Source organism: Pseudonocardia sp. ICBG162 (genome assembly GCF_020496225.1).
GTDB classification, from domain to species: Bacteria; Actinomycetota; Actinomycetes; order Mycobacteriales; family Pseudonocardiaceae; genus Pseudonocardia; species Pseudonocardia alni.
On the sequence record NZ_JAHLJD010000014.1, the window covers coordinates 1 to 19,200 of the forward strand.

Below are 19,200 nucleotides of genomic sequence, written 5' to 3' on the forward strand. Positions count from 1 at the left end.
GTCGGCGTCGGTGGTGGCCGGGTCGAACCGGGCCCGGAACAGGGTGATCAGACCCTGCGCGACCTGCGGGTGCGCGACCAGGACGCCGGCCGTGTACTGCAGGGTGAACAGCCCGCCGAGCTGGCGGGTGTAGCGGCTGTAGGCCCGCAGGACGGCGGCCTCGCGCCAGTGCAGACCGGCCCGCAGGACGAGCGCGGAGAACCGGTCGGACTCGGCGTCGCCCCGCCAGGCCGCGGCGAACGCCTCCTCGAAGCGACGACCGGCGTCCTCGACGGTGACAGTGGGGACCGCGGGGGCACCGGCGGGCTGCGGGGGCCGGAGCCCGAAGTCGTAGAGCCAGCAGCGACGGCCGTCGGGGCGGCAGAACTCGTAGGGCCGCTCGTCGACGACCTCGACGTCGAGCTGCTGCAGCAGCGGCAGCACACCGGTGAGGGTGACCGGGTCGTCGCCGACGTAGAGCGCGAACCGGATGTCGCCCTCGATGCTGCGGTACAGCCGCAGGTCGAACGCGTCCTCGCCCTTCTCCCCCAGCGTCATCAGCCGCCGCAGGTCCTCGACGGCGCGCAGCGGGGTCACCGTCGCCTTGTAGGACTCGGGGACTCCGGCCAGCATCGGCCGGGCGGCGGGCCCGGCGTCGCCGAGCGCGGCGACGAGCAGGTCGTCCCAGGTCCGGGTCGCCTCGGCGACGTGGTCCTGCAGCTCGGCCAGGTCCACCGTGGCCGGCTCGGCGCCGGGGTCGGTGGTGATCGTCAGGTGCAGCAGCGCCAGCTCGACGTCGCCGACCTGGGCGGTGTAGCTGACGTCGGTGCCGCCGAGCCGGGTGCGCAGGATGTCGGTGATCCGCAGCCGGGTCGCGGTCGTGTAGCGGTCACGCGGCAGGTAGACCAGGCAGGACAGGAAGCGGCGGTAGGGGTCGGGGTGCACGAACAGCCGCACCGCGCGGCGGGCGCCCGCCTCCAGTACGCCGACGGCGGTGTCGTGCAGCCGCTCCTGCGACGAGGTGAACAGCTCCGCGCGCGGCAGCTGGGAGAACACCTCGAGCATCTGCTGCCCGGAGTAGGAGTCGGCCGGGAAGCCCGCGCGCCGGATGGCGCCACGGATGCGGCGGGCGACGACCGGGATGTCCAGGACCGACTCGTGCCGGGCCGGGACGGTCAGCATCCCGAGGAAGCGGTGCTCGCCGGTGACGGTCCCGTCGGCGTCGCGGGTGCGGACACCCACGTAGTACGGGTGCACCGCGCGCAGCACCCGGCTGCGCTCGCTGGCGCGGGTGAACAGGAGCAGGCCGGCGGGGTCGGCGGCGCCGGTCTCCTCGGGGAGGAAGACGTTCGCGCCGGCGTCGCCGGGGCGCAGCACGCCGAGACCGGTGTCGGTGTCGGGCCGCAGCCGCCCGTCCGGGTCGCCCCCGCTGTCGGTGCGCCGGGAGTAGTGGCGGTAGCCGACGAAGAAGAAGTGGTCGTCGACCAGCCAGCGCAGCAGGTCCGCGACCTCGGCCGGGTGCACGTCCCCCTCGTCGGCGTCGGCGGCCGTGGCGGCACCGGTGCCGGAGAGGTCGTCGGCGAGGGCGCGGGCGCGCAGGGTCATCGCGGCGGTGTCGTCGACGACCTGCCGGACCGCGGCGAGCGTGTGCTCCAGCTCGGCGTGCAGCGCGTCGGGGTCGAGATCCCCGGAGGACACGACGTCGACGTGCATCCACGACTCGACCGAGGCCCCCTCGGTGGGGTCGGTCGGGTCGGCGGCGGTGTCGACGCCGGTCAGCGTGCCGTCGGCGGCGCGGTGCACGACCAGGATCGGGTGCACGACGCGCCGCGCGGTGCCGCCGGCCCGGCCGATCCCGGCGAGCGCCGACTCGACGATGTAGGGCATGTCGTCGGTGACGATGTCGACCGTCACCGCGTCTCCCCCGGCGGCGGTCACCCGGACGGCGGCCCGGCCGGGTTCGCGGTGCGCACCGAGCGCGAGATGGGTGTCGACGACGGTCGCCGGCCCGGGCAGCTCCGCGCCGCCGGTCGCGTCGGTCTCGGGGGTGTGCCGGGCGTAGAGACGGACGAGGTCCGCGGCGGCACCGCTCCCGGGGCGGGGATCACCGCCCGGCCCGTCGGTGCTCGTGGTGTTCCCGGTCTGCCCCGTCGTCCCGCTGCTCACGATCCACTCCGGCCCCGTGCGTGTGCTGACGGCCGTCACCCTATCCCGAGGTACCGACACCATCGGCGGACCGGGACGGCCGCGTCCACGACGACCGGGCGAGCGGTTCCCGGCGGCCGGTCAGATCTCGCGGTAGGCCGCGAGGGCCCCGGCGAGGAGATCGGCGAGGCCCATGTCCTCGGGGATGCCGGCGGGGTCGGACGGGGCCGGCGTGGCCGGGGCGCCCGGTGTGCCGTCGGCCGGTGCCGACGTCGTCGCCGGGGCGCCGGCAGCGCTGTCCTGCCGTCCGGGCGTCACGGGTGACGCGCCGTCCCGCGTCCCGGCCGGGGTAGATGCGTCGTCGCGCGAGGGCCCCGTCGGCGGCTCGTCCCTCGTGGCCGGGCCGTCCTCCCGGTCCGCGGCGTCCGACGGCACCGATCCGTCCGCGGGGACCGCTCGGCGGGAGCGGGCCCGTCGGGTCGCGGGACCGGCGCCCGGCGTCCGGCGTCCGCCTGCGTCCGGTCGGTTCCCGCCGGGTCGGTTCCCGCCGGGTCGTACGTCCGTCGTCGGAGTGTGGACGGCGCCGGTCGCCGGTTCGTCGTCGCCGCTCGCGGCAGCGTCACCGCGCGCGAAAGCGTCACCGCGCGCGGCAGCGTCGCCGGTCGCGGCAGCATCGCCAGTCGCGGCAGCATCGCCAGTCGCGGCAGCATCGCCGGTCGCGGCAGCATCGCCGGGCGTCGGGGCGAAGACGGCCGCTGCGCCCCGCACCACGGTCGGTCCGGTCGCGGTACGCAACGTCCAGGTCCCCGCGCCCACGCCACTGCCGTCGGGCTCGCCGGACGCACGGTGGCCGGCGACCCGGGCGGACGTGGTCCCGCCCCCGTCGAACAGACCGGCGGTCCCGCCGTGTCCGTCATCGGCCGGTGGGGTGGTGTCCCGCCCACGACGACGCGGCAGCGCGGACTCCCCCGCTCCGTCGTCGACCCCGGACCACCGCACCGGCAGCCCGGAACGTTCACGGGCCGGGCCGTCGTAGCGGGAGGCGGCGCCGTCCGGCCCGGGGAGGTCGAGGTGGGCCCGGACCGCCTCGGCGAGGCGCCGATCCGGCTCCGGGGGCAGCGCGAACCGGGTGTCCAACGGGTCCGGCACCGACATGGGGTCCGCCGGGGCGGAACCGCCCCACACCTGCGCCCGCTCATCGCTCGCCGGTCCGGTGGGGTCGCCGCCCGCAGCGCCGCGGGCCCCGTCTCGGGCCTCGTCGCGGGCGGAGGGGTGCGGCTCGGCGAGGTGTCCGGGGCCACGATCCCGGGCACCGGAGTCGCGGGCGGCCGGGCTCCGGACGGTCCGGTCGCGGGCCGCCGGGTCCCGGACGGCTCCGTCGGAGCGCCGCCGCCCGCCGCTCCCGGGCCGCACGGTGAGACCGACGGCGCTCAACGACGCCGTCCCGTCGCCGGCGGCCCGTCGCCGCCCGCCCCGGGCCGCGCGCTCGCCGGACAGGTCCAGCGGCGTCGCCAGCGCCGGCCCCGCGACCGGCTCCGAGGCGGCCGACGGCTCACCGGCACCCGACCCCGCGTCCCCGGTCTGCGCGGCGCCGGAGTGCCCACCGACCCGGGCCGAGGGCGCCTCAGGGAGGGGCGCCGGCGTGTCCGGCCCGGTCAGCTCGGTGACGATCTCGTCGCCCTCGACACCGTGCGGTCCGACGGCCTGCATCCGCAGGGACGTCCCCGCCGGCAGCCCGCCCCGGCGCACGCGACCGCCGAGGTGCGTCGCGAGCGACCGTGCCCAGAGCAGGACGGTGACGTGGTCGACGTCGGGCAGGGTGACCCGCACCGTGTCGTCGTCGCGACGTGTGGTCCCGGATGGCGGAACCAACCGGCGGGCCCGGGTGACCACGTCGTGCAGGGCCCCCACCGCCGCCGTACCGGTGACGGTCTCGAGGTCGCCGTCGACGAGGTCGAGGACGATCGACCGCTCCGCCGGACCGGGTGGACCCGTCGGGGCCGCGGGGGCGGTCGGTGCCGCTGCCGGGCCGCTGTCCGGGACACGGGCCGCGGCGCGCGCGCTCGCCCGACCGGACCTCGGGTCGGCCTCGGCGAGGGTCGACTCGCCCGCAGCCCGCTCGGCGACGACGGCCGGCTCCGGAGCGGGAGCCCCGTTCCGGTGACCGTCGACGGGGCCTGGCCCGGCTGCCGGGTCGGCCCCGTCGCCGTCGCCGGACCGGTGGGCCCCGTCGTGCCGTGCTCCGTTCCGCGGAACGACGTCAGCCGGGCCGTGGGACCCGTTGCGGTGCGTGGCCGCAGGCGGCTCGGGGGCGCGCCACTCGGCCAGGAGGGCGTCGGCGAGCGGCGAACCGCCTGCCGCGTCGGGGGTCCACGACGGCCCGGTCCACGACGGGTCCCGGGGTGCCATTGGTGCCGGCCCGTCCGCGAGGAGCCCGGAGACGCCCAGCGGGTCGGCGGGGTCGATGCCCGCGGGTCGTCGACCTCCGGTGTCCGTCGTGTCGTCCGACGCCCGGTCAAACGATCCTGCGGCGCCCGTCGTGTCCGGCGTACCGGTGGTCCCTGTGGTGTGGGTCGTGCCCGGCGTACCGGTCGCCGACGACGCATCCGTCGTGAGGCCGGCCTCGCCGGGACGGTGACCGTTCCGGTTCGCGCCGGTGGACCGCTCCACGGTGCGGTCGGCGGGCGACGGGTCGGCGGTTGCGGCACCGTTCGTCGTGCCGGGGCCCAAGAGCAGGCTCTCCGACGGCGCCCAGCGCACCGGGAAGCGTCCGGCCGCGGGGAGGTCGTTCGCCGGACGGCCGTTCGTGGCCCCGGCTCCCGTGGCGCCGTCGTCCCCGGCTCCGGCTCCGGCTCCGCGACCGTCCCTGCTCACCGTGGCGGAGGACCGGTCGGCCCGGGGCCGATCGTCGGTCGGGCGATCGTGCTCGGGCTCGGTGTGGCCGGTTCCGGCGGGGCGGTCGGTCCCGGCACCGACCGTGCGTTCCTCGACGGGCGTCCGGGCGGGAGGGTCGTCTCCGCCTCGCTGGTCCCCGCCGGAGGACGACTCCGCACCGCCGGAGCGGGACGCGGCGAACCCCGGTTCCGGCGTACCGCGACCGACGCTGTCCCGGGTACCGACACCGGGCCCGCCCGTCGGAGCACCGGCGACGGCGCCTCCGGTCGCAGCCGGACGCTCGGCGGGTACGGCCGGCGCTCCGCCCGTGCGCGGGAACGGGGTGGGTCGCTCGGCGGTGCTGGTGCGGACGGCGGCGAGCGGCAGTAACGCCGCCACCGCGGCGCGGAAGCGCGTCCCGCGGTCGCGATCGACCTGGTCGGCCTCCATCGCGGCCCGCATCGTCTCGAGGGCCTCGCGGTACCTGCCCGAGCCCTCGTGCAGCTCGGACTGGGCGGTTCGGCAGGCTGCAACCAGCGCGGGGACGCCCGCCTGTTCGGCGCCGTCGGCGGCCTCGACCAGGGCGCGGGCTGCGTGGTCCGCGCGCCCCGCCTGCACCCGGGCGAGCGTGAGCCGCAGCAGCACGCCCTGACGACCGGCGTCCCCGGCGTCGCGCTGCACGGCGGCCGCGGCGACCGCGTCGGGCGGGACGTGCCCGGAGTCGAGCAGCGCAGTGATCCACTGGCTGAGCAGTGCCGCGGCGAGGTGGGTCGACAGCGGGCGGGACCCGGGCCGTTCCGGTGTCCATCCGAGCTGGGCCAGGCCGCGCAGCGCGCGGTCCACGGCGGCGTCGTGTTCGCGCCGGGCCCGGTGCACCGACCCGACGACGAGGTCCGCGTACGCCGCGGGTTCGCCACCGAAGCCGGACCCGCAGGCGTCGACGTCGCTGCGCAGCCGTTCGAGCTCGGCGGCGGAGGCGCCGGCGAGTGCGCAGCGCACCTCGACCGCGAGCCGGTCGAGGCGCAGCAGCCCCTGGTCCTCCCCCGGGGCGTCGTCCGGCAGTCCGACGACGAGTGCCCGAGCCGCCTCGAGCTCCCCGTCGGCCTGGGCGACCCCGGCCAGCTCCACCCGCAGACGGGCGCCCTCGGGACGGGTGAGGACCTCGGTGCCGGGCGCGCGGAGGGGCACGGGGACCGTGCTGTCACCCGGGTTGACATGACCGGTCACCCCGGCGACGACGGCGGTGGCGACGTCGCGGGCGTCCCCACCCGCGGCGTGGCCGTCGAGCAGCCAGCCCGCGGCCTGCAGCCAGCGCAGATCGTCACCGTCTGCGACGGCTCGCGCGCACGCCTGCTCCGCCAGTTCCGCGGTGAGCAGGGGCCGCTGCCAGCGCAGGGCCGCCGCCGTGCGCAGTTCGGCCGTCGTCGCGCCGGCGGCCCGACCTCCCAGGTCGAACGTCACATCGCCTCCCCTGAGTGACACCACCGTCCGGACCTCCCGAGGGAGCCGGTCACCCGTCGCCGGGGCCGGCCCGACCGGATGGGGAGGTCCGGACCGGGCGGTGATCAGTCGCGGGTGAGCTTACGGTGGGTGACCCGGTGCGGTCGCGCCGCCTCCGCGCCGAGGCGCTCCACCTTGTTCTTCTCGTAGGCCTCGAAGTTGCCCTCGAACCAGAACCACTCGGCCGGGTTCTCGTCCGTGCCCTCCCACGCCAGGATGTGCGTGCAGGTCCGGTCGAGGAACCAGCGGTCGTGGGAGATGACCACGGCGCAGCCGGGGAACTGCTCGAGCGCGTTCTCCAGCGAACCGAGGGTCTCGACGTCCAGGTCGTTCGTCGGCTCGTCGAGCAGGATCAGGTTGCCGCCCTGCTTGAGCGTCAGCGCCAGGTTGAGGCGGTTGCGCTCACCACCGGACAGGACCCCGGCCGGCTTCTGCTGGTCCGGGCCCTTGAAGCCGAACGCCGCGACGTAGGCGCGCGACGGCATCTCGGTGTTGCCGACCTGGATGTAGTCGAGCCCGTCGGAGACCACCTCGAAGACGGTCTTCTTCGGGTCGATCCCGCCGCGGTTCTGGTCGACGTACGACAGCTTGACCGTGTCGCCGATCTTGACCTCGCCGGAGTCCGGGTGCTCCAGACCGACGATCGTCTTGAACAGCGTCGTCTTACCGACACCGTTCGGACCGATCACGCCGACGATGCCGTTGCGCGGCAGCGTGAAGGAGAGGTCCTTGATCAGCTGGCGGCCGTCGAAGCCCTTGTCGAGGTGGGAGACCTCGACGACCTGGCTGCCCAGGCGCGGGCCCGGCGGAATCTGGATCTCCTCGAAGTCGAGCTTCTTGTGCCGCTCGGCCTCGGTCGCCATCTCCTCGTAGCGGTCGAGCCGCGAGCGGCTCTTCGCCTGGCGGGCCTTCGGGTTGGAGCGGACCCAGGCCAGCTCCTCCTTCAGGCGCTTCTGGAGCTTCTGGTCCTTCTTGCCCTGGACGGCGAGGCGCTCGCCCTTCTTCTCCAGGTAGGTGGAGTAGTTGCCCTCGTAGGGGAAGGTGCGTCCGCGGTCGAGCTCGAGGATCCAGCCTGCGACGTTGTCCAGGAAGTACCGGTCGTGGGTGACCGCGAGGACGGCGCCCGGGTAGCTCGCGAGGAACTGCTCGAGCCACAGGACGCTCTCGGCGTCGAGGTGGTTGGTGGGCTCGTCGAGCAGGAGCAGATCGGGCTGGGACAGCAGAAGCTTGCACAGCGCGACGCGCCGGCGCTCACCACCGGAGAGGTGGGTGACCTCGGCGTCCCCGGGCGGGCAACGCAGTGCGTCCATCGCCTGCTCGAGCTGGGAGTCGATCTCCCACGCGTCGGCGTGGTCGAGCTCCTCCTGGAGCTGGCCCATCTCCTCCATCAGCTCGTCGGTGTAGTTGGTCGCCATCTCCTCGGCGATCGCGTTGTACCGGTCGAGCTTGACCTTCACGTCGCCGAGGCCCTCCTCGACGTTCCCGAGGACGGTCTTCTCCTCGTTGAGCGGGGGCTCCTGCTGGAGGATACCGACCGTCGCCCCGGGCTTGAGGAAGGCGTCGCCGTTGTTCGCGTTCTCCAGCCCTGCCATGATCTTGAGGACGGTCGACTTCCCGGCGCCGTTGGGGCCCACGACGCCGATCTTCGCCCCCGGCAGGAAGCTGATCGACGCGTTCTCCAGGATGACCTTGTCGCCGTGCGCCTTACGCACGTTCCGCATCGTGTAAATCAGATCCGCCACGATGCGATGGTAGATCGGGCCCGCTCAGCCGCTCGAGGCCGGTGCGGTCGCCAGCCTCGCGAGCTCGTCGAGCTCCGCACTCTCGACCTCGTCCGGGGCGTCGTCGTACCCGTCGTGGTCCGGCTCTTCGGTGGGCGGGGTGCCCCATCGCATGGCGGCGTCGTCGGTGCCCCGGGCCTGCGGCACCGACGGCCCCTGTGACACCGACGGCCGGGGCGCGACGGCCGCCGGGGAGAAGCGGATGTCGAGCCCGACGCTGGACGGCTCGATCCGGATGCTCTGCCGCACGTCGCCCTCCCGGCCCGTCCACTCCTCGACGTACATCCGGCCGATGACGATGACGCGGTGCCCCTTCTCGAACGTCCGCACCGCGTGCTCGGCCAGGGTCCGCCAGCACGTCACCGTGTAGTAGGTGCACGCGACGTCGTGCCACTGCTCGGTCATCGGGTCCTTGCGACGGTGGTTGACCGCGACCGTCAGGTCCGTGACCGGGATGCTGTTCGCGGTGTAGCGCAGGACGGGGGTGCGGGTCAGGTTGCCGACGATGGTGGCGGTGTTGTCGCTCATCGGATCCTCCGAGGCTCTGGGGTGCGTTGTCCCCATGAGCTTCACCCGCCCACGCCCCGTCGACGGGGTCACGTCAGAGCCTGTGGACAACCGTGCCCGTTGGGGATGACCGGCCGTCCCGACCCGCTTCGGCCACGACGACTGTCGGTCCGGTGTGCTTCCCCCCACCCGGACATGTCCATCCCCGTAGCCGGCATCCCGGGGCGGTGACACCGCGGCCGCACGGATCCCGCCGTCACGTCATCTATCCCCTGCCGACCGGAGACACGGGCCCTGGGGACCCCGCCGCCTGATCGGAGCGGACACCATCGCCCGCCCGACGCCTCCTGCTCCCTCTCGCACCGGACGCGGGCTCTCGATCGCACAGCATCGAGCCTCCGACGCTCAGCGGCGTGCCCCGACACGATTCGTCGCAGGCCGCCGACCGTGGACGTCACGGACGCGGGCGGCGGCCGCCCCGGTGGCGGAGCCGTGTGGCCGCCACGAGCCGCGCACCGCACCCGACGGACGTGCCCGGCATCGGCCGACGGGCCCCGCGGCGCACACAGCGCTCTCCGGGCCACCCTGTGCCGCCTCGCACAGCCTTCGTCGACCTCGCACGCTCTGCGACTGAGAGCAGACGGCACGACCCCGCTCGTCGCCACCGTGTCCGCTCTCGCCGGCGGAGGAGCTCCCTCGGCGGAACGAGTCACCGATACCGCGCTCCTACAACGGAGCCTTCGCGCACGCCGCACCGGGCACCGCACGTCGCACACGTTCCTGCGACCTCGCAGCCCCTGCAGAGGGTGCGAGGTCGCAGGAAAGCGTGCGAGGTGCGCCGGCCCACCGGTGGTGCGGGACCGGGTGCGACTCCACGAGGGAGCACGCGCCTCGACCCCCGGCCCCGGAGGACCCCGTGCCAGGGCCGGGAACGGATGCACCGATCCCGCCCCGGACCGGCATAACGCATCGGAGCGAAAAAGGGTCCGGAAATGAGAAATGCCCCGGACTCGAAAGTCCGGGGCACATCCCATCAAAGTTGAATGTCGGCGACGACCTACTCTCCCACACCCTGGCGAGTGCAGTACCATCGGCGCTGGAAGGCTTAGCTACCGGGTTCGGAATGGGACCGGGCGTTTCCCTACCGCAATGACCACCGACAGCACTATCCAACTATCACCCCACCCCCAAAAACCTAGGGGCAGGGGTCGAGCACACACACCACCCCACACTCCCCCGGATCACCGGGGAAACGTGGATGGTTGTGGACTCAGGGTCACACAGTGGATGCGAACAACTCGTTGTGGCAAGCCCTCGGCCTATTAGTACCGGTCAACTCCACCCCTCACAGGGCTTCCATCTCCGGCCTATCAACCCAGTCATCTACTGGGAGCCTTACCCACTCGAAGGTGGTGGGAGACCTCATCTTGGAACAGGCTTCCCGCTTAGATGCCTTCAGCGGTTATCCCTCCCGAACATAGCCAACCAGCCGTGCCCCTGGCGGGACAACTGGCACACCAGAGGTTCGTCCGTCCCGGTCCTCTCGTACTAGGGACAGCCTTCCTCAAGTCTCCAACGCGCGCGGCGGATAGGGACCGAACTGTCTCACGACGTTCTAAACCCAGCTCGCGTACCGCTTTAATGGGCGAACAGCCCAACCCTTGGGACCTACTCCAGCCCCAGGATGCGACGAGCCGACATCGAGGTGCCAAACCATGCCGTCGATATGGACTCTTGGGCAAGATCAGCCTGTTATCCCCGGGGTACCTTTTATCCGTTGAGCGACACCCCTTCCACAAGGTGGTGCCGGATCACTAGTCCCGACTTTCGTCCCTGCTCGACCCGTCAGTCTCACAGTCAAGCTCCCTTGTGCACTTACACTCAACACCTGATTGCCAACCAGGCTGAGGGAACCTTTGGGCGCCTCCGTTACTCTTTGGGAGGCAACCGCCCCAGTTAAACTACCCACCAGGCACTGTCCCTGAACCAGATCATGGCCCGAGGTTGAGACACCCAATTCGACCAGAGTGGTATTTCAACAACGACTCCACCACCACTGGCGTGGCGATTTCACAGTCTCCCACCTATCCTACACAAGCCGAACCGAGCACCAATACCAAGCTATAGTAAAGGTCCCGGGGTCTTTCCGTCCTGCCGCGCGTAACGAGCATCTTTACTCGTAGTGCAATTTCGCCGAGTCTGTGGTCGAGACAGCGCCCAAGTCGTTACGCCATTCGTGCAGGTCGGAACTTACCCGACAAGGAATTTCGCTACCTTAGGATGGTTATAGTTACCACCGCCGTTTACTGGCGCTTAAGTTCTCCGCTTCGCCCCGAAGGAGCTAACAGGTCCTCTTAACGTTCCAGCACCGGGCAGGCGTCAGTCCGTATACATCGTCTTGCGACTTCGCACGGACCTGTGTTTTTAGTAAACAGTCGCTTGGGCCTGGTCTCTGCGACCGGCCGTCCCTAGCCCGCAAGGAGCCTCAAGACAACCGGCCCTCCTTCTCCCGAAGTTACGGAGGTATTTTGCCGAATTCCTTAACCACAGTTCGCTCGATCGCCTCGGTATTCTCTACCTGACCACCTGTGTCGGTTTGGGGTACGGGCCGCAACAGCACTCGCTAGAGGCTTTTCTCGACAGCATGGGATCACCCTCTTCGCCTCAATCGGCTACGCATCACCTCTCACCCTTATATGAGCCCCGGATTTACCTAGGACTCGGGCTACAGGCTTACACCACGACAACCACCGCGTGGCGGAGCTACCCTCCTGCGTCACCCCATCACTTGCCTACTACCAGATCGGATCCCACGCTCCCCCACAAACACAACTCCCGAAGGAGCCGAGGTGGGTTCGGATGGTTAGCATCACCAGATTCAGCATGGACGCACTATCACGAGCACGGGAATATCAACCCGTTGTCCATCGACTACGCCTGACGGCCTCGCCTTAGGTCCCGGCTCACCCTGGGCGGAACAACCTGGCCCAGGAACCCTTGGTCATCCGGCGGCAGAGATTCTCACTCTGCATTCGCTACTCATGCCTGCATTCTCACTCCCACACCCTCCACCCGTAAATCACTCCCGGGCTTCACCAGATGCAGGACGCTCCCCTACCCAACAACACCTAAAGATGTCATTGCCACGGCTTCGGCGGTGCGCTTGAGCCCCGCTACATTGTCGGCGCAGGACCACTTGACCAGTGAGCTATTACGCACTCTTTCAAGGGTGGCTGCTTCTAAGCCAACCTCCTGGTTGTCCGGGCGATCCCACATCCTTTCCCACTTAGCGCACGCTTAGGGGCCTTAGCCGGTGATCTGGGCTGTTTCCCTCTCGACCACGAAGCTTATCCCCCGCAGTCTCACTGCCGCGCTCTCACTCACCGGCATTCGGAGTTTGGCTGACTTCGGTAAGCTTGTCGGCCCCCTAGGCCATCCAGTGCTCTACCTCCGGTGAGAAACACACGACGCTGCACCTAAATGCATTTCGGGGAGAACCAGCTATCACGAAGTTTGATTGGCCTTTCACCCCTACCCACAGCTCATCCCCCAGGTTTTCAACCCTGGTGGGTTCGGGCCTCCACGACGTCTTACCGACGCTTCACCCTGGCCATGGGTAGATCACTCCGCTTCGGGTCTACACCCCGCGACTACAGCGCCCTATTCGGACTCGCTTTCGCTACGGCTACCCCACACAGGTTAACCTCGCCACGAAGCATAACTCGCAGGCTCATTCTTCAAAAGGCACGCCATCACCCTGTACCACGAAAGCACTGCAGGCTCTGACGGCTTGTAAGCACACGGTTTCAGGTACTATTTCACTCCCCTCCCGGGGTACTTTTCACCTTTCCCTCACGGTACTTGTCCGCTATCGGTCATCAGGTAGTATTTAGGCTTGACGGGTGGTCCCGCCAGATTCACAGCGAATTTCACGGGCTCGCTGCTACTCGAGAACACGCCCACAACAGAACCCAGTGTTTTCGCGTACGGGGCTATCACCCACTACGGCCGACCATCCCAGAGTCGTTCCGCTAACACAGATCCAAGTTGTCCCATCCTCGGCAGAAGATGAACGACACGTCTCACAACCCCGCACCCGCAACGCCTGCCGGCTTGACACGGACACGGTTTAGCCTCTTCCGCTTTCGCTCGCCACTACTCACGGAATCACTATTGTTTTCTCTTCCTGTGGGTACTGAGATGTTTCACTTCCCCACGTTCCCTCCACGCACCCTATGAATTCAGGTACGGGTAACGCCCCATGACGGGCGCTGGGTTTCCCCATTCGGACACCCTCGGATCACAGCTCGGTTGACAGCTCCCCGAGGCCTATCGCGGCCTCCCACGTCCTTCATCGGCTCCTGATGCCCAGGCATCCACCATGTGCTCTTAACAACTTGACCACAACAAGATGCTCGCATCCACTATGCAACACTCAACCCACAACCACACCCGACCAAGAAACAACCACCACCCACACACAAGCAGGCGTTAGGAAGCCCCCGACCAGAGCGGCCAAAGAAGAACCACCGTTCCGAAGAACCGCAGATGTCTTCTCAGGACCCAACAGTGTGCCAAGCCAACACGGTCCGACGTGCTGCGTTCCACCCAACGCACCCAACCCACGAACGGGGCCGCTGATGCGATTCAATGAAGGAACCACAGACACCCAAAATGAGCACAACTCACTTACGAGCGTGTGGTGCCCCATCACATGATGGGACTCCTTAGAAAGGAGGTGATCCAGCCGCACCTTCCGGTACGGCTACCTTGTTACGACTTCGTCCCAATCGCCAGTCCCACCTTCGACAGCTCCCTCCACAAGGGTTGGGCCGCCGGCTTCGGGTGTTACCAACTTTCGTGACGTGACGGGCGGTGTGTACAAGGCCCGGGAACGTATTCACCGCAGCGTTGCTGATCTGCGATTACTAGCGACTCCAACTTCACGGGGTCGAGTTGCAGACCCCGATCCGAACTGAGACTCACTTTAAGGGATTCGCTCCACCTCACGGTCTCGCAGCCCTCTGTATGAGCCATTGTAGCATGTGTGAAGCCCTGGACATAAGGGGCATGATGACTTGACGTCATCCCCACCTTCCTCCGAGTTGACCCCGGCAGTCTCCCATGAGTCCCCACCATTACGTGCTGGCAACATGGAACAAGGGTTGCGCTCGTTGCGGGACTTAACCCAACATCTCACGACACGAGCTGACGACAGCCATGCACCACCTGCACACCAACCACAAGGGAAGCCCTATCTCTAGGGATGTCTGGTGCATGTCAAACCCAGGTAAGGTTCTTCGCGTTGCATCGAATTAATCCACATGCTCCGCCGCTTGTGCGGGCCCCCGTCAATTCCTTTGAGTTTTAGCCTTGCGGCCGTACTCCCCAGGCGGGGCGCTTAATGCGTTAGCTGCGGCACAGAAACCGTGGAATGGTCCCCACACCTAGCGCCCAACGTTTACGGCGTGGACTACCAGGGTATCTAATCCTGTTCGCTCCCCACGCTTTCGCTCCTCAGCGTCAGTATCGGCCCAGAGACCCGCCTTCGCCACCGGTGTTCCTCCTGATATCTGCGCATTTCACCGCTACACCAGGAATTCCAGTCTCCCCTGCCGAACTCAAGTGATGCCCGTATCGACCGCACGCTCAGAGTTAAGCCCCAAGTTTTCACGGCCGACGCGACACACCGCCTACGAGCTCTTTACGCCCAATAATTCCGGACAACGCTCGCACCCTACGTGTTACCGCGGCTGCTGGCACGTAGTTGGCCGGTGCTTCTTCTCCAGGTACCGTCAATTGCTCTTCGTCCCTGGCGAAAGAGGTTTACAACCCGAAGGCCGTCATCCCCCACGCGGCGTCGCTGCGTCAGGCTTCCGCCCATTGCGCAATATTCCCCACTGCTGCCTCCCGTAGGAGTCTGGGCCGTGTCTCAGTCCCAGTGTGGCCGGTCGCCCTCTCAGGCCGGCTACCCGTCACCGCCTTGGTAGGCCATCACCCCACCAACAAGCTGATAGGCCGCGGGCCCATCCCCCACCGAGAAAACTTTCCACCACCAACCATGCGATCAGTGGTCCTATCCGGTATTAGACCCAGTTTCCCAGGCTTATCCCAGAGTGGAGGGCAGGTCACCCACGTGTTACTCACCCGTTCGCCGCTCGTGTACCCCCGAAAGGGCCTTACCGCTCGACTTGCATGTGTTAAGCACGCCGCCAGCGTTCGTCCTGAGCCAGGATCAAACTCTCCAACAAAACCCTGACTTACAACAAACAACTGGCCACAACACCCGACGGGATCGAATGCTGCAACCAAACAAACAATTTGGCACAAAACGCCAAACCGAATAAATAGCTCGACACACTGTTGAGTTCTCAAAAGACACCCGCACCGCAATCACCCGGACTCTTCAAGAAGAGCGGGATCCTGAAGACGGATCGCCTTGACCCACAAAGGTAACCACACCGAGAAACTCGGTGAACCACCGGGGGTCGCTGTCCGCGGGGCCTGTTGACCGAGCCTTTCAGGGCCCGTTCTGTCCGGCTCACTCGCTGACAGGAAGAAAGTTACGGCATGGCATTCGGGCACGTCAAACCGGGGTCGGAAACCCGTGCTGACCTGGGCAGACCCGTCTCCGGGCCGCACAGCACCACGGTCGAGCCCGACCCTGTCGAGCGACGAACGGTCGCCCTGACGAGCTCACTCCGGATACTGGTTGACCAGCGCCGATCGCGCAAGTGGAAGCTCGCGATGGGGGCCGGAACCAGCGCTCCACCCGTCGTTCGTCCCGCGCCCTCCTGCCCGCCAACTAATTTCAAGATTTTTTTCGACCGTCCGTCGTGGCGTCCGGTCGCGACGAGCGGTCGGCAGGCGGGAGCTCGTCCTCGACGGGGACCGGCCGGGGCGGGTGATCACGATCGTCGTCCGCGGGTGGCCGTTCGTCGTGGTGCCCCGTGGGAGCCGTCCGTTGGCACGCGAGACTCGGCGCGTGCAGCCCGACGGAGACGTCCTCCCGCCCGTCCTGCACCGGCTGCGTGCCGGAGCGGAGCTCACCGCAGCGGCCTGGTGCCGAACCCCGGGTGCGACGAGTCGGGTCCGGGCGACCGTCGTCGCCGGGCGGCTGGTGGTGGAGGCGGGGAACAGTGAGCCCCTGTGGATCACGGCGTCGCCCGTGGCGCTCCCGCTGCGGACGCGGTCGGTGGACCGGGTCGCCGTCCCGATGCTGCTCCCCCACCTACGGGACATCGACGGTCTGTTCGCGGAGCTGCGGCGGGTACTCGCCCCGCACGGCCTCATCTCGGTCCTGGTGCCGGCGCCCCGGTCGTTCGGCTGGGGTGGGGGCGCGCTGAGGAAGGCGGTGCGTGACGCGTGGCGGCACCGGTCGGCCGTCGAGCACCCGGAGTGGCTCGCGGCCGCCGCGGACTTCGCCGTGCTCGCCGACGACCGTCTCGACTTCACCCTCGACGGGGTCGAACCATCGGACGGGGCGGACGAGCTGTGCGCGGCCGGCGTCTACCCACCCGATCTGCCGGAGCGGGCCCGGGCGGACCTCGCGGCGCACCGTTCGGCGGTCCGCACGGTGCGGCTGCGCCGGGTGGTGGCCCGGCGCTGAGGGTCAGTCCGCGGTGGCGATCTCGGCGACGGCCCCGGCGATCCGCAGGTCCTGACCCGGGCCGTCGACGTCGTCGATCTCCACGACGTCGGCGACGATCGCGGTGATGTTGTCGGGCCCGCCGCCCTCGTTGGCGAGCGCGATGAGCTGGGTGACGACCTGGTCCGGCTCGGCGCCGGAGGCGAGCTCGCGGTGCAGGGCCTCGTCGTCGAGCACCGCGGTGACGCCGTCCGAGCAGAGCAGGTAGCGGTCCCCGGCAAGGATGTCGACACGGTCGAGGTCCGGGTCCGGCGCGTGGTCGGTGCTCAGCGCACGCATCAGGACGGATCGGCGCGGGTGGTGCGCCGCCTCCTCGAGGGTGATCTGGCCCTGGTCGACGAGCTGCTGGACCATCGTGTGGTCGTGGGTGAGACGGCTCAGCTCGCCACCCCGCAGCAGGTAGATGCGCGAGTCGCCGATGTGGGCGAGCGCGAGCTGGTCGCCGGTGAGGAGCAGCGAGACGACGGTCGTGCCCATCCCCCGCATCTCCGGCTCGTCCGCGGCGCGGCGGGCCAGCCGGTCCGTGGCGTCGTTGAGCGCCTCGGTCAGCTCGGCGGCGAGGTCGATGTCGGTGAGGTCCTGCGGGAGGCGGGCCTCCAGCTCGGTGAACACCGACACCGTCGTCGCACTCGCGATCTCGCCGTGGGCGTGACCGCCCATCCCGTCGGCCACGATCAGCAGTCGGCCGGTCGTCGCTCCGGAGTCCTGGTTCGACGTCCGGCGACGGCCCACATCCGACCCGAGCGCGGATCGCAGTCCCAGCACCATGGGGACAGTATGGACGTCACGGTCCGTCAGCGTCGCAGGCGAGGCCCGTTCGGCGTGTGCTTCAACCGGTCGGATGGCACTCCGCCCAGCACACGGGCCGGATCGGGTGGTTCCTGACGGCGGTGCCGCGGCCGTGATCGCTTGCCCTCCTCGCTACGGTGGGAGCGCACCGGACGAGGTCCGGGGCGGCCGGCCCTCGTAGCTCAGCTGGATAGAGCAAGAGCCTTCTAATCTCTAGGTCGCAGGTTCGAGTCCTGCCGGGGGCACACTTTCCGCACACGACCGTGCCCCGCCGGATCACGACGGGGCACGGCCGGTGGCGGGTCCGCGGGTCAGCGCAGGCGCACGCTCGCGTCCGGCTCGACGGCGCGGAAGGTGAAGCTCTCCTCCAGGTAGAGGTGCACCTCGCGGGCGTCGTGGTCGGAGTAGCCGATCGCCAGGTCCTGGCCGACGTCGAGCAGGAAGTCCCCGCCGCGCTGGCTGACGACCACGGCACCGTCGAGGCCGTGGGCGCGCAGGATCTGCCCGCCGAGGATGCGGCTCAGGTGCTCGAACAGCGGGTAGCCGCCGTGCTCGGCGGTCTCCACGATGCGGGTGTAGCCCTCGGGCGCGATCGCCATCGCGTAGGGGCCCTCGATGCCGTTGCGACGCAGCTGGTCCACCGCACGGGCGACGGCGCCGGGGTAGGTCTCGGGGTTGTCGCCCAGGGCCACGGTGTCGTACGGCGAGACGTCCGCGATGCCCTCGAAGCCGGCCTCCGGCCAGCCGTGGAAGATCGCGCGGTTCTCGATCGCGGCGGCCGCACGGGCGGCGCGGGCGAGGTCGTCGAACTCCGGGTCCTGGGCGCCGCGCTGCAGGTCGTCGATCTCGTCGCGGGACACCGTGAACGGGACCCGGAACTCGGCGAGCGGCTGCACCCGGCGCAGGCGGGCCGTGATGCCGTCGACGGCGACGCCCGGCGGCGGCCCGTCGAGCCGCTGCGAGCGACCGAGGTCGACCGACGACGTCTGCCAGCCCGCGGTCCCGGTCCAGTCCGCGAGGCGGCGCCCGGCCAGGAGCGGGGTCAGGCGCTCACGCGCCTCGTCGTCGACGGCCTTCCAGGCGGTCGTGGGGATGGGTGCCTTCTCCCGCAGGAGGTGGTCGTGCACGGCCATGTCTACTTCCCCTTCAGACTGCCGATGCCGAGCCCGTCACGGGTCGGGTCGGACGGGTCGATCTCGGCCTGGACCTCCTCGACGTAGCCCTCGGGGTCCTTGTCGGAGTTGTCGAGGCCCGCGGTGGTGGGGTGGGCGTCGAGGAACTCGGCGAACTGCCGGCCGAGCGACTCGCGCAGGCCGGTGGTGGCGTTCAGGCGGAAGTTGGCGAGGCCCTCGTTCTCCTCCTCGCCCATGTGCTCGTCGTTGGCGCGGCGGGCGGCCCACACCCCCTCCCACCACTGGCCGCTGCCGACCGGGCTGCGCTCGGCCTGCGCGACGCCGTCGCGGATCTCGTTGTGGTCCCCGATGGCGTCGAGCGTCTCGTCCTCCGGGTCCTCCCCGTGCGCGAGGAGCTGCGGGTAGAAGATCTTCTCCTCGGCGAGGGCGTGCACGTCGAGGCGCGCGGCGAGCGGCTCCCAGAGGCCGGCGAGCTCACGGGGATCGGAGTCGCGGCCTGGAGCTCGTCCAGCGCGGCGAACTGTCGACGGAACCAGGCGTGGTCGTCGAGGATCAAGGTGGTGATGTCCGGCACCCGCGCAGGCTACGACGGTCCGGGGCCGCCGTCTCGCCGAAGATCCGGCGGTCGTCGGGGGTGCCGGAGGCGGAGGGCGAGGTCGGCGGCGGCCGGCCGCTTCCTCCGGGTGCCGGCGGGTCGCGTCGGACAGCGTCCGCCGCAGCGGGCCGGCAGCTCCTCCGGGACGCGCGGTGGCGGTGCAGCCGGGCGACGGCGGACTCCACCGTGGTCCCCGGGTACTCCCGTTCCCCGGTGAGCGCCTCGAGCAGGACAAGGCCGAGTGCGTGC

The 19,200-nt window shown here is 69.7% G+C and carries 7 protein-coding genes, 1 tRNA gene, 3 rRNA genes and 2 pseudogenes; 2 read left to right on the top strand and 11 right to left on the bottom strand.

The window, feature by feature from the left end; genetic code table 11:
* From KPL60_RS13680 to KPL60_RS13715, 7 genes and pseudogenes are all read right to left on the bottom strand, one after another.
* Nucleotides 1-2,145, bottom strand: a pseudogene (locus KPL60_RS13680) (NAD-glutamate dehydrogenase domain-containing protein); the annotation flags it as partial.
* 120 nt (nucleotides 2,146-2,265) lie between these two features.
* Nucleotides 2,266-6,459: a hypothetical protein gene (locus KPL60_RS34275; protein WP_305080665.1), complete on the bottom strand. Its 4,194-nt coding sequence runs from the start codon at nucleotides 6,457-6,459 to the stop codon at nucleotides 2,266-2,268.
* Between the two features lie 104 nt (nucleotides 6,460-6,563).
* The gene (gene ettA / locus KPL60_RS13695) at nucleotides 6,564-8,240 is read right to left on the bottom strand and encodes an energy-dependent translational throttle protein EttA (RefSeq protein ID WP_226355681.1); all 1,677 of its coding nucleotides are present in this window, start codon (nucleotides 8,238-8,240) and stop codon (nucleotides 6,564-6,566) included.
* 24 nt (nucleotides 8,241-8,264) lie between these two features.
* Complete coding sequence (locus KPL60_RS13700) at nucleotides 8,265-8,807, bottom strand: single-stranded DNA-binding protein (protein ID WP_226355680.1); 543 nt, start codon at nucleotides 8,805-8,807, stop codon at nucleotides 8,265-8,267.
* A gap of 1,023 nt (nucleotides 8,808-9,830) precedes the next feature.
* Nucleotides 9,831-9,947, bottom strand: a 5S ribosomal RNA gene (gene rrf / locus KPL60_RS13705).
* 141 nt (nucleotides 9,948-10,088) lie between these two features.
* Nucleotides 10,089-13,189: ribosomal RNA gene (locus KPL60_RS13710) — 23S ribosomal RNA — on the bottom strand.
* 328 nt (nucleotides 13,190-13,517) lie between these two features.
* Nucleotides 13,518-15,037, bottom strand: a 16S ribosomal RNA gene (locus KPL60_RS13715).
* Together the 16S, 23S and 5S rRNA genes form the textbook arrangement of a ribosomal RNA operon.
* A 734-nt stretch (nucleotides 15,038-15,771) precedes the next feature.
* Here KPL60_RS13715 and KPL60_RS13720 point away from each other — a divergent pair.
* Nucleotides 15,772-16,395 (top strand): class I SAM-dependent methyltransferase, encoded by a 624-nt coding sequence (locus KPL60_RS13720; RefSeq protein ID WP_226366088.1) that lies wholly within the window; start codon nucleotides 15,772-15,774, stop codon nucleotides 16,393-16,395.
* A gap of 3 nt (nucleotides 16,396-16,398) precedes the next feature.
* Here KPL60_RS13720 and KPL60_RS13725 read toward each other — a convergent pair whose 3' ends face one another.
* Nucleotides 16,399-17,202: a PP2C family serine/threonine-protein phosphatase gene (locus tag KPL60_RS13725; protein ID WP_226355678.1), complete on the bottom strand. Its 804-nt coding sequence runs from the start codon at nucleotides 17,200-17,202 to the stop codon at nucleotides 16,399-16,401.
* A 192-nt stretch (nucleotides 17,203-17,394) separates the two neighbouring features.
* On the opposite strand from KPL60_RS13725, the gene KPL60_RS13730 reads away from it, so the two are divergent.
* A tRNA-Arg gene (locus KPL60_RS13730) sits at nucleotides 17,395-17,468 on the top strand.
* 66 nt (nucleotides 17,469-17,534) lie between these two features.
* On the opposite strand, the gene KPL60_RS13735 is transcribed toward KPL60_RS13730, so the two are convergent.
* The 3 genes and pseudogenes from KPL60_RS13735 to KPL60_RS13745 all read right to left on the bottom strand — a co-directional run.
* Nucleotides 17,535-18,356, bottom strand: coding sequence for a family 1 encapsulin nanocompartment shell protein (locus KPL60_RS13735; protein WP_226355677.1), 822 nt, complete (start codon nucleotides 18,354-18,356; stop codon nucleotides 17,535-17,537).
* Between the two features lie 2 nt (nucleotides 18,357-18,358).
* On the bottom strand, nucleotides 18,359-18,892 hold the full coding sequence (locus KPL60_RS13740; RefSeq protein WP_226366089.1) for a hemerythrin domain-containing protein: 534 nt from the start codon (nucleotides 18,890-18,892) through the stop codon (nucleotides 18,359-18,361).
* Nucleotides 18,893-18,908: 16 nt separating this feature from the next.
* A pseudogene (locus KPL60_RS13745) lies at nucleotides 18,909-19,200 on the bottom strand (hypothetical protein); the annotation flags it as partial.

Coding starts and splice junctions, on each gene's coding strand:
- KPL60_RS13735 (WP_226355677.1), bottom strand. CDS start 18,356: ATGGCCGTGCACGACCACCTCCTGCGGGAGAAGGCACCCATCCCCACG.
- KPL60_RS13725 (WP_226355678.1), bottom strand. CDS start 17,202: ATGGTGCTGGGACTGCGATCCGCGCTCGGGTCGGATGTGGGCCGTCGC.
- KPL60_RS13700 (WP_226355680.1), bottom strand. CDS start 8,807: ATGAGCGACAACACCGCCACCATCGTCGGCAACCTGACCCGCACCCCC.